A 9727-nucleotide genomic window follows, 5' to 3' on the forward strand; every position below is an offset into this window, starting at 1 on the left:
CTGAACGTACCCGGAAACACTCCAGCTGTAACCCCTCTCCCCTCTATTCACTGCCGCGATATGGCGGCCAAGGAATCGTCATGCCTGAAGAAATCAAGCTGATCCAACGTGTGGCCGTCGAGCGCGATCAAGACGGCTGGTGGAGTCACCCCGACGAGCCTGACTTTGACGAAGACTATGCCGCCTTCAACGCCTGGCTCGTGCAGCAGGGCTTGGAACTGAAGCAGTGGCACATGGACTCGGATATCAGCGATCACCACCCCTATGACGACGGCGAGTGCCACTGCCTAGGCTGGGAGCCTGAATGCCCCGGGCCTGAATGGTTCCTGCTCGGGATCTTCGATACAGAGGATGGCCCTTGCGTCAGCTGGGCGAGGCGGAAGGCCGAGGAAGCCTGGTCAGTGAATGGCGATGACGGATCGTGGGACTACCCGAACCTTACCGCTCTAATCCGCGACAACTTCGGCAGCGAGGCGGATGGCACAAGCTTCGGCCCAGGCCGGGGTAACGGCCTCAAAGTGGGTGACACCGTACACACTGGCACCGTCTGCAAGGCCGACCCTGCCGGGTTCCTCCCCGATGCTGATGACCTGCTCAACCACATGTTCGAGGCGGCCGCCGGAAGCGACGCGGGGGAATGGGTCGACAACTATCCTGACCTCGACGACGAGGCGACAGCAGCTCTCGGGCAGGCGCTGGAGCCGCTGCAGGCTTGGGCCCGAAAGTTCTGCCAGCCCAACTTCTTCACTATCGAGAAGATGGCCACCCACACCATCACGAAAGAAGACGTGCTCATCGCCGCCATCGCTGGGGCCAAGCCATGACCCGCCTCGCCATCTGCCTCCTGCTGCTGGCTACCCTGGGCGGCTGCATCGAGCAACCAGGCCACCTGGAAGTAAAGGAAGACAAGACGCGCGCCGTCACCTGCTGGCAGTCCGACAGCGGCATGGCCTGCCTGCCCAACTGGATGCTGGCTCCGCCTGAACCGGAGAAGTGCCTGATCAACGATCTCGGCAAGTCCGAGGCCTGCCGCAAGCTGTTCCGCGAGAACGCCGGCAACCAGCGCCAGCTCTCCCCGCACGAGCAAGAAGACAACGGACCTACACCCGCACGCGCCCAGGGGCGCTGGATTGATGAGAGGTATCAGCTGTGAGCGAATGGATCAAGTGCAGCGACAGGCTGCCCGCGACGGACGCAGACACCGACACGACCTTCATTGTCGCGGTCAAGCGAGCGCACAACGGCAAGACCTACGTCTTCGCTGCCGAGTGGCTGAACGAAAAGCTGCTCCACAGGGAAGACCCCGAACCGGACGATCCCGAGGACGGCACGCCATTTAGTGGCTGGCATTCGCTCGAAACCCACGCCGACTTCGAGCAGTACTGGGAGCCTCTTGTTTCGCCAGGCTCCGGTGATGAGGTCACCCATTGGCAGCCCCTGCCTGAGGCTCCTGGAGTTGAGCAATGACCGACCTGATCGAAGTGAGGGTATCCAGCCTGGCCGGGGCGGCGCTCGACTGGGCTGTGGCAAAGGCTGAATCGGTGCCGGTCTTCATCGATCACCAAGGATGGGTGCGAAAGTTGCCAGATGACACCAGCGCCTGGAGGCCAAGCTGGAACTGGAGCCAGGGAGGCCCGCTGCTGGACAAGTATCGTGGTGGCGCCCAGCACAATCCAGCGCTTACCGTTGACGTCTCCTACAGCGGTGGTCCGGCTTGTGCCGGGATCTGGTGCTACGGCCCCACCGCCCTGGTCGCGTTCTGCCGAGGATTCGTGCGCCACAAGCTGGGCGAGTTCGTCCAGGTGCCGACGGAGCTGATGCCATGAGCGAACACCTGCCAAACCTGAAAACCCTGGCCGAGGCGTGCATTGCAGCCGGCGAGTACATTCCCTGCCAAGCGTGGACCGAAGACCGAAGCTACAGCCCTGCAGAAGTGGCCTGGCTGGAGTTCGCCACTCAGGCGACACCGGCGGCGGTGCTGGCTCTCATCGCTGAAACTGCAGCGCTGCGCAAGGAGCTCAATCGTCTGCGAGAGGACCGCGACAGCCTGCTCGAAGCCGGAGGACACCTTCTATGATCGACCTCGCCTACATGGCCTGCCTGATCTATCGGGGGCCGCGATGAGAAAGCTAACCCGCACTGTCGATGACCCCGCTGCCAAGTGGGGATTCCGCGTAGTTCCGCCCACCTACGAGGAGGCCGAAAAGATCACCGGGTTCCGCCTGGATCGTCGCTACAACTACTCCATCAGCAGAGAAGGCGAAGTCGAGGTGATTGGGGTTTTCTCGATGGAGTGCTCAGGCTGCAGCTGCGACTGCTCAAGCTGCAGCTATGGCTACAACGCCCATCAGTCGGCCGGCTGCCGAGAATGCGGATACACCGGCCGCGTCCGGAGGCATTTCGGCTATCCACCGACCCCTCCCAAGCGCAAGCAGGCAGCCTAACCCCTCCCCCAACTACTCAAGCCCGCCGACTGCGGGCATGGAGAGACTCATGTTCAATTTCTTGGCCCGCCTGTTAAAGCGCAAGAAGAAGCCAGCGCAACGCGCCGCGCTCGCCCCGACCGGGTATGCCCGCGGCCACAGCCCCGCATCTGGCCGGCAAGATCCGATGCTCGACCCGCTCAACCCCATGAGCCCAGTCAGCCCTATGCATCCCATACATCTGGCGGACAGCTACGAACCGGCTCGCTCGAGCAGTTCGTGTACCAGCCGGGACTACAGCAGCTACGACAGCGGCAGCAGCTTTTCGTCGAGCGACAGCAGCAGTTCCAGCGACAGCGGATCCAGCTCCAGCAGCTGCGACTGACCACAAACCTGCCGCCACCGGCGGCGTGGAGACCATCCCATGGAACATGCAGGCGAGTTTCTCGACGAGGAAGAGGTGATCCGCATCACCGGCTACCAGATCCCGAGCAAACAAATCGCCTGGCTGGCCAACAACGGCTGGCAGTACACGCTCACCCGAGCCAGGCGGCCCATTGTCGGACGGGTATACGCCAGGCTCAAGATGGCCGGTGTGAAGCCAAACGCGACGAATGCAACAACTGAAACCTGGACATTGGACTTATCGCGCGTGGGGTAAAGGATGCGCAACAGGAAGGCATCGAACAAGGACCTGCCGCCCAGAATGCTGCGGCGGGTCCGCAAGCTGAAAAGCGGCAAGCTGTGGGTTGGCTACTACTACGACGGGAGGGATGCTGAAGGGAAGCGGCAGGAAGTACCGCTGGGGACTGACCTAGCTGAGGCCAAGTTGGAATGGGCCCGCCTGGAGCATAGGGCGAAGCCGAAAGTGATGGCGACGATGGGCGAGCTGTTTGACCGTTACGAGCGGGACATCATCCCGGGCAAGTCCCCACGCACGCAAAAGGACAACAAGTACGAGCTGGAGCGCCTGCGCAAGGCGTTCACTGACGCCCCCATTGAGGCGATCAGCCCGCCTGTCATCGCCCAGTACCGGGACGCCCGCAGCGCGAAGACCCGGGCAAACCGGGAGATCGCCCTTCTATCCCATGTCTTCACCATGGCTATGGAATGGGGATTTGCAGAGCGCAACCCATGCCTGGCAGTTCGCCGCAACAAGGAGAAGGTGCGCGACTTCTACGCGGCCGACGAAATCTGGGATGCGGTGTATGCCGAAGGCGACCAGGGCCTCAAAGATGCCATGGACCTGGCCTACCTGGCAGGGCAGCGCCCAGCAGACACCCTGAAGTTCAGCACCGTCGACTTGGACGAGGACTACCTGTGGGTCGATCAGAACAAGACCGACAAGAAGCTGCGCATCCGGCGGCACGTCAACGGTGAGCTCACCGGCCTTGGCCTGTTCATCGAGGCGCTTCTGGAGCGGCGAAAGCTGCAGGGTGTGCGCAACTCACGCCTCATCACCAACGACTCAGGCCTGCGCATGAGCTGGGAAATGCTGAGGAACCGCTTCAGCGAAGCGCGGGACAGGGCTGCGCGCAAGCTGATTGCCGATGGAAATACAGACCTGGCCATCAAAGTTCGGCAGTTCCAGTTCCGCGATATCCGACCGAAGGCGGCGTCGGAGATTGAGGACATCAGCCACGCCAGTCGGCTGCTTGGGCACTCCAAGGAGGAAATCACCAAGCGCGTTTATCGCCGCGTCGGCGAGGTGGTCAGCCCGACCAAGTAGAGGGGTGATGCGGAAACGACGCCTAAATATGCGGAAACGATCCGGATTTTCTGCGCCCAAAGAAAAACCCCGCAGACGTTAATCTGCGGGGCTTTCGAATGGTGGAGGCCGAGGTCGGAATCGAACCGGCGTAGACGGATTTGCAATCCGGAGCATAACCACTTTGCTACTCGGCCTCAAAGTTCGGAGTCAGCTTTCGCTATCTCCTTGAAACTGCTCGACTTTTTCAAGTGAGCTGCGTTTCGATGGACGCCATTATGTCGGCATTCCCCTCACCTTGCAACCCCCTTGAAGAAAAAAATCTTCAAGGGGTTCAAGGTGTTAGCGCAAGCGGCCAAGCTTGCTCCAGAGCCCTACCAAAGTGTTCTCCACGGCACCGCTGGCGGCCACGCCAATGCGCTCCTGCAGGGATTTACGCTCGGCATAGCGGACGTGGAACAGATTGGCGTCATTGGCGCGATCACTCAGGTACTCGTCACTGGTGCGCAGCTCGTCCACCAGCTTGCGGTTGAGTGCGGCAATGCCCAGCCACACTTCACCGGTGGCGACTTCGTCGATGTGCAGTTGCGGACGGTAGCGGGCGACGAAGTCCTTGAACAGCTGGTGGGTGATATCCAGGTCTTCCTGAAACTTCTCCCGGCCTTTCTCGGTGTTCTCGCCAAATACGGTCACGGTGCGCTTGTATTCGCCGGCCGTGAAGACTTCGAAGTCAACGTCGTGCTTTTTCAGCAGGCGGTTGACGTTGGGCAACTGCGCGACCACGCCGATCGAGCCAAGCACAGCGAACGGCGCACTGACGATCTTCTCGCCGATACAGGCCATCATGTAGCCGCCGCTGGCCGCGACCTTGTCGATGCACACGGTCAGCGGAATGCCGGCCTGGCGGATACGCGCCAACTGCGAGGCGGCCAGGCCGTAGCTGTGCACCAGCCCGCCACCGCTCTCGAGGCGCAGCACCACTTCGTCACGTGGGGTGGCGAGGGTGAGCAGCGCGGTGATTTCGTTGCGCAGGCCCTCGGTGGCGGAGGCTTTGATGTCGCCGTCGAAGTCCAGCACGAAGACCCGGCCCTTTTCCTCGGGCTTGGCCTTGCCTTTCTTCTTCTGTTTTTCCGTCTTGGCCTGCTGCTTGCGCAAGGCCTTGAGTTCGGCCTTGTCGAGCAGGCCAGCTTCCAGGCGCTCGCGCAGCTCCTTGTAGAAGGTGTTGAGGCGGGTGACCTGCAATTGCCCGCCGGGCTTGCGTCGACCCTTGCCACGCAGGTTGGCGATGCCGGAAAGGATGACCAGGATGGCGATCACCACAGTGGCGGTTTTGGCGAGAAAGCTTGCGTATTCGGCAAGAAACTCCACATTGACTCCTTAATAGACCTGCGCCTGCACGACGCGTAACTGATGCAAGCATACCGGTGCGCCTGGGCGGCTGCCAGCATGGGAAAATGCTGGCAACACAGTTCAAACAACCTTTTCAAACGCTTGTATGTTTTTTCATTGACAGCCTCTCTGGCGCATCCTAACCTCGCAGCAACCTCCATCCCGGCCGGACATTCCAGTGGGCAATATCTACCTGATCCGACATGGCCAAGCCTCCTTCGGCGCCGACGACTACGATGTCCTGTCGCCGCTGGGTGTGCGCCAGAGTCAGGCATTGGGGGAGCACCTGGCCCAACTGGACATGCGCCTGGACCGCTGCCTGGCCGGCGACCTGCGGCGCCAGCAGGACACCGCACGACTGACACTCGACGCAATGGCCGCTGCTGGCTACGCGATCCCGGCCATAGAGACCGACGCAGCCTTCAACGAGTTCGATGCCGACGGTGTGATCCGCGCCCTGCTTCCTGCCCTGCTGCCGCACGAGCCCGAGGCGCTGCACGTGCTGCGCAATGCTGCGCAGAATCGCAGCGAGTTCCAGCGCCTGTTCGCGCTGATGGTGCAGCGCTGGCATGACGGCGAGCACGAGGCTCACGATGGCCTGGAGACCTGGGCCGCGTTCACCGCGCGCGTTGGTGCCGGCCTGCAACGCGTGCTGGCGCAAGCGTCAAGCCGCGACAACATTGCCATCTTCACCTCCGGCGGCAGCATCGCCGCCCTGCTCCACCAGGTCACCGGAATCACCCCAGCCCAGGCGTTCGCGCTGAACTGGCAGATCATCAACACGTCGCTCAGCCAACTGAAGTTCCGTGGCCGCGACGTGGCATTGACCTCCTTCAACAGCCAGGCCCACGTGCAGCTGTTGCGGATGCCGGAGCTTCTCACCTATCGATGAGCCCGGCCTGTTGTGCCCCGTGCACGCGACTTTCACCCAACAAGGAATACACCATGAGCGACGTAGCTAAAGCAGTCGAAGCGATGAAAGCCAAGTTCAACCCTGCCGCCGCCGCCGGCCTGGACCTGGTGTTCGGCTTCAACATCACCGACGAAGACAAGCACTACGCCCTGCTCGTCAAGGACGGCACCTGCGAGATCCAGGAAGGCGAGAACCCTGACGCCAACTGCACCCTGGTTCTGGACAGCGAAACCCTCAAAGGCATCGTCAGTGGCGAGACCGATGGCATGCAGGCCTTCATGGGCGGCAAGCTGCGCGTCGAAGGCGACATGATGCTGTCGATGAAGCTGAGCGAGCTGTTCCCGTCCTGAGTGATGCGAACACGCGCATGAAGAAAACCGAGGCCTGACCGGCTTCGGTTTTTTTTTGCCCGCAGCCTGCATCCGCCATTCATCAGGGGCAGTGATCGACCGGCAACACCCGCGTCGATATGACGTCTGGCACGCTTGTCCCAACCCAGGTTGGCCATTAGATTAGCCAATGATCCTTGCGACCGAGAATAAGGAAAACGCATGACGCTCACCGACCAGTCCACCCAGGTCCGCCCCGGCGAAGAACTCGATGCAGCCATCATCGACCCTTACCTCAAGGCGCATATCCCGGGCCTCGCAGGCACTCCGAGCATCAGCCAGTTCCCCGGCGGCGCCTCCAACCTCACGTACCTGGTCGCCTATCCCGAACGCGAGTTCGTGCTGCGTCGCCCGCCCTTCGGGCACAAGGCCAAGTCGGCCCATGACATGGGCCGCGAGTTCCGCATCCTCAACCAGCTCAACGACGGTTTCCCGTTCTGCCCCAAGGCCTATGTGCACTGCACCGACGAATCGCTGATCGGCGGTGAGTTCTACGTGATGGAGCGGGTCGAGGGCATCATCCTGCGCTCGGACCTGCCGCCCGAACTGAACCTCGACGCCGGCCGCACCGAGGCGCTGTGCAAGAGCTTCATCGACCGTCTGGTGGAACTGCACCAGGTCGACTACAACGCCTGCGGCCTGGCTGACCTGGGCAAGCCCGAAGGCTACGTGCAGCGCCAGATCGAAGGTTGGTCGAGCCGCTACGAAAAAGCCCTGACCCCGGATGCGCCGCGCTGGGAACAGGTGATCGCCTGGCTGCGCGAGAAGATGCCCGCCGACCACCCGCGCCCGGGCATCGTGCACAACGACTACCGCTTCGACAACGTCATCCTCGATGCCAGCAACCCCATGCGCATCATCGGCGTACTGGACTGGGAGATGGCGACCATCGGTGACCCGCTGATGGACCTGGGCAACAGCCTGGCCTACTGGATCGAGGCCGACGACCCGGCACCGGTGCAACTGATGCGCCGCCAGCCGAGCAATGCCCCGGGCATGCTGACTCGCCGCCAGTTCGTCGACTACTACGCCGAGCGAGCCGGCATTCGCATCGACAACTTCGACTTCTACTACTGCTACGGCCTGTTCCGCCTGGCCGGGATCGTGCAGCAGATCTACTACCGCTTCTTCCACGGCCAGACGCAGGACAAGCGCTTCGCCCAGTTCATCCACATGAACCGGCTGCTGGAGCAGATGAGCCTGCAACTGATCGGCAAATCCACCCTGTAACCGGCGACAACAAGGAAATCCAGCATGTCCAAGACCCAATTGTTCGACCTTGACGGCAAGATCGCCTTCGTTTCCGGCGCCAGCCGCGGCATCGGCGAAGCCATCGCCCACCTGCTGGCCCAGCAAGGGGCCCATGTGATCGTCTCCAGCCGCAAGCTCGACGGCTGCCAGCAGGTCGCCGACGCCATCATCGCAGCCGGCGGCAAGGCTACGCCGGTGGCCTGCCATATCGGTGAGCTGGAGCAGATCCAGCAGGTGTTCGCCGGCATCCGCGAGCAGTTCGGACGCCTGGATATCCTGGTCAACAATGCCGCCACCAACCCGCAGTTCTGCAACGTGCTGGACACCGACGTCAGTGCCTTCCAGAAGACTGTCGACGTGAACATCCGCGGCTACTTCTTCATGTCGGTGGAAGCCGGCAAGCTGATGCGCGAGCACGGCGGTGGCAGCATCATCAACGTGGCGTCGATCAATGGCGTGACACCAGGCTTGTTCCAGGGCATCTACTCGGTGACCAAGGCTGCGGTGATCAACATGACCAAGGTCTTCGCCAAGGAGTGCGCGCAATTCGGCATCCGCTGCAATGCCCTGCTGCCGGGCCTGACCGACACCAAGTTCGCCTCGGCGCTGGTGAAGAACGACGCCATCCTCAACGCCGCCCTGCAGCAAATCCCGCTCAAGCGCGTGGCCGACCCGAGCGAGATGGCCGGCGCGGTGCTGTACCTGGCCAGCGACGCGTCGAGCTACACCACCGGCACGGCGCTCAATGTCGACGGCGGCTTCCTTTCCTGATCAGCCCTTGCGCGCCTGCAGCGTGTAGCTCAACGGCAGGCGCTCGGGCCGCTCGGCCAGGCGCCACTCGCCGTCTTCGCCCTTGAGCATCTGCCCAGGCAACGCCTCCCACGGGATGCTCCGGTGCTCGACCAGGGCGGTCAGTTGCATGCCCTGCTCAAGCAGCGCCGTGATGATTTCACCGAGGCCGCGGTTCCAGGAATGGGTCTCGGTCTGCGCCAGGCGATGCTCGCTTTCGACGTAGGTCTGGTCGCTGTGGAAGATGACCGGGGCCTCGTGCTCGAAGTACGGAAAGTCGACCTGCAGGCGATCGGCGTGGGTTTCGTCGAGCGTCCACAGCATCGGATGGCCCTCACGCAGGAACAGCCGCCCTCCCGGCTTGAGCAACGCCGCGACGTTTTGCGCCCAGCGCTGGATGTCCGGCAGCCAGCACAGGGCGCCGATCCCGGTGTAGATCAAGTCATAGCTCGCCTTGGGCAGCACCTCGCTGGCGCGGTAGACGTCCGCCTCGACATAGTCGATCTCCACGCCACAACGCTCGGCCAGCAACCGCGCCTGCGCCAGCGATGCCGGCGAAAAATCCAGCCCGCTGACCTGCGCGCCCAGGCGCGCGAGCGACAAGGTGTCGGTGCCGATATGGCATTGCAGGTGCAAGGTCTTGAGGCCTTGGATATTGCCCAGGCGCGGCAGGTCGAAGCGCACGACTTCCGAAAGATGCGTGGCAGACTGCACGAAGCATTCGACTTCATAGCCCGGCGAGGCGGCGTGCAACGGCGCCCGCTCGTCCCAGTTGGCGCGATTGAGTTCCAGTGACGGATTCATGGACACTTCCCTGTGCGGAAAACCGCCACGTTAACCGGCCAGGGTGCAGGCCGACAACCTG

At 62.4% G+C, this 9727-nt stretch carries 14 protein-coding genes and 1 tRNA gene; 12 read left to right on the top strand and 3 right to left on the bottom strand.

Going from position 1 to position 9727, the window contains the following annotated elements; all coding sequences use genetic code 11:
- Positions 1 to 80: 80 nt before the first annotated feature.
- The 8 genes from AC2CGW_RS21590 to AC2CGW_RS21625 all read left to right on the top strand — a co-directional run bounded on the left by AC2CGW_RS21590 (position 81) and on the right by AC2CGW_RS21625 (position 4152).
- The gene (locus AC2CGW_RS21590; RefSeq protein WP_484574572.1) at positions 81 to 824 is read left to right on the top strand and encodes a hypothetical protein; all 744 of its coding nucleotides are present in this window, start codon (positions 81 to 83) and stop codon (positions 822 to 824) included.
- On the top strand, positions 821 to 1153 hold the full coding sequence (locus AC2CGW_RS21595) for a hypothetical protein (RefSeq protein ID WP_186722266.1): 333 nt from the start codon (positions 821 to 823) through the stop codon (positions 1151 to 1153). Before AC2CGW_RS21590 ends, AC2CGW_RS21595 begins: the two co-directional genes overlap by 4 nt.
- A complete protein-coding gene (locus AC2CGW_RS21600) occupies positions 1150 to 1467 on the top strand; it encodes a DUF551 domain-containing protein (RefSeq protein ID WP_186722268.1) in 318 nt (105 codons plus the stop codon). Before AC2CGW_RS21595 ends, AC2CGW_RS21600 begins: the two co-directional genes overlap by 4 nt.
- Positions 1464 to 1826 carry a phage protein NinX family protein gene (locus AC2CGW_RS21605; RefSeq protein WP_186722271.1) on the top strand — a complete coding sequence of 121 codons (363 nt, stop codon included), beginning with the start codon at positions 1464 to 1466 and terminating at the stop codon, positions 1824 to 1826. Before AC2CGW_RS21600 ends, AC2CGW_RS21605 begins: the two co-directional genes overlap by 4 nt.
- A complete protein-coding gene (locus AC2CGW_RS21610; protein WP_186722273.1) occupies positions 1823 to 2077 on the top strand; it encodes a hypothetical protein in 255 nt (84 codons plus the stop codon). Before AC2CGW_RS21605 ends, AC2CGW_RS21610 begins: the two co-directional genes overlap by 4 nt.
- 416 nt (positions 2078 to 2493) lie before the next feature.
- Positions 2494 to 2808, top strand: a complete 315-nt coding sequence (locus tag AC2CGW_RS21615; protein WP_186722275.1) for a hypothetical protein — start codon at positions 2494 to 2496, stop codon at positions 2806 to 2808.
- A 39-nt stretch (positions 2809 to 2847) separates the two neighbouring features.
- Entirely contained in the window at positions 2848 to 3084 is a 237-nt protein-coding gene (locus tag AC2CGW_RS21620; protein ID WP_484574573.1) for a DUF4224 domain-containing protein, read from the top strand.
- Positions 3085 to 3087: 3 nt separating this feature from the next.
- The gene (locus tag AC2CGW_RS21625; RefSeq protein ID WP_186722277.1) at positions 3088 to 4152 is read left to right on the top strand and encodes a site-specific integrase; all 1065 of its coding nucleotides are present in this window, start codon (positions 3088 to 3090) and stop codon (positions 4150 to 4152) included.
- 102 nt (positions 4153 to 4254) lie between these two features.
- On the opposite strand, the gene AC2CGW_RS21630 is transcribed toward AC2CGW_RS21625, so the two are convergent.
- A tRNA-Cys gene (locus AC2CGW_RS21630) sits at positions 4255 to 4328 on the bottom strand.
- 145 nt (positions 4329 to 4473) lie between these two features.
- Positions 4474 to 5499, bottom strand: coding sequence for a protease SohB (gene sohB, locus AC2CGW_RS21635; RefSeq protein WP_484574574.1), 1026 nt, complete (start codon positions 5497 to 5499; stop codon positions 4474 to 4476).
- 199 nt (positions 5500 to 5698) lie between these two features.
- Between sohB and AC2CGW_RS21640 the strand changes: the two genes are divergently transcribed.
- The 4 genes from AC2CGW_RS21640 to AC2CGW_RS21655 all read left to right on the top strand — a co-directional run bounded on the left by AC2CGW_RS21640 (position 5699) and on the right by AC2CGW_RS21655 (position 8844).
- Positions 5699 to 6412 carry a histidine phosphatase family protein gene (locus tag AC2CGW_RS21640; protein WP_186668893.1) on the top strand — a complete coding sequence of 238 codons (714 nt, stop codon included), beginning with the start codon at positions 5699 to 5701 and terminating at the stop codon, positions 6410 to 6412.
- 53 nt (positions 6413 to 6465) lie between these two features.
- Positions 6466 to 6783, top strand: a complete 318-nt coding sequence (locus AC2CGW_RS21645) for an SCP2 sterol-binding domain-containing protein (RefSeq protein WP_027920549.1) — start codon at positions 6466 to 6468, stop codon at positions 6781 to 6783.
- A 201-nt stretch (positions 6784 to 6984) separates the two neighbouring features.
- The gene (locus AC2CGW_RS21650; RefSeq protein WP_484574575.1) at positions 6985 to 8052 is read left to right on the top strand and encodes a phosphotransferase family protein; all 1068 of its coding nucleotides are present in this window, start codon (positions 6985 to 6987) and stop codon (positions 8050 to 8052) included.
- A gap of 24 nt (positions 8053 to 8076) precedes the next feature.
- Positions 8077 to 8844 (top strand): SDR family oxidoreductase, encoded by a 768-nt coding sequence (locus AC2CGW_RS21655; RefSeq protein ID WP_186668889.1) that lies wholly within the window; start codon positions 8077 to 8079, stop codon positions 8842 to 8844.
- Here the strand turns inward: AC2CGW_RS21655 and AC2CGW_RS21660 are convergent, their stop codons facing one another.
- Positions 8845 to 9666: a class I SAM-dependent methyltransferase gene (locus AC2CGW_RS21660; RefSeq protein ID WP_411382869.1), complete on the bottom strand. Its 822-nt coding sequence runs from the start codon at positions 9664 to 9666 to the stop codon at positions 8845 to 8847.
- Positions 9667 to 9727: the final 61 nt, after the last annotated feature.

The sequence above is a fragment of the Pseudomonas sp. SYWMCR5 genome (genome assembly GCF_057197165.1).

What these genes read in the sequence shown, in the direction of transcription:
- AC2CGW_RS21660 (WP_411382869.1), bottom strand. Translation starts at nt 9,666, where the DNA reads ATGAATCCGTCACTGGAACTCAATCGCGCCAACTGGGACGAGCGGGCG.
- AC2CGW_RS21605 (WP_186722271.1), top strand. Translation starts at nt 1,464, where the DNA reads ATGACCGACCTGATCGAAGTGAGGGTATCCAGCCTGGCCGGGGCGGCG.
- AC2CGW_RS21620 (WP_484574573.1), top strand. Translation starts at nt 2,848, where the DNA reads ATGGAACATGCAGGCGAGTTTCTCGACGAGGAAGAGGTGATCCGCATC.
- AC2CGW_RS21625 (WP_186722277.1), top strand. Translation starts at nt 3,088, where the DNA reads ATGCGCAACAGGAAGGCATCGAACAAGGACCTGCCGCCCAGAATGCTG.
- AC2CGW_RS21595 (WP_186722266.1), top strand. Translation starts at nt 821, where the DNA reads ATGACCCGCCTCGCCATCTGCCTCCTGCTGCTGGCTACCCTGGGCGGC.
- AC2CGW_RS21645 (WP_027920549.1), top strand. Translation starts at nt 6,466, where the DNA reads ATGAGCGACGTAGCTAAAGCAGTCGAAGCGATGAAAGCCAAGTTCAAC.
- AC2CGW_RS21610 (WP_186722273.1), top strand. Translation starts at nt 1,823, where the DNA reads ATGAGCGAACACCTGCCAAACCTGAAAACCCTGGCCGAGGCGTGCATT.
- AC2CGW_RS21650 (WP_484574575.1), top strand. Translation starts at nt 6,985, where the DNA reads ATGACGCTCACCGACCAGTCCACCCAGGTCCGCCCCGGCGAAGAACTC.
- AC2CGW_RS21655 (WP_186668889.1), top strand. Translation starts at nt 8,077, where the DNA reads ATGTCCAAGACCCAATTGTTCGACCTTGACGGCAAGATCGCCTTCGTT.
- AC2CGW_RS21590 (WP_484574572.1), top strand. Translation starts at nt 81, where the DNA reads ATGCCTGAAGAAATCAAGCTGATCCAACGTGTGGCCGTCGAGCGCGAT.
- AC2CGW_RS21615 (WP_186722275.1), top strand. Translation starts at nt 2,494, where the DNA reads ATGTTCAATTTCTTGGCCCGCCTGTTAAAGCGCAAGAAGAAGCCAGCG.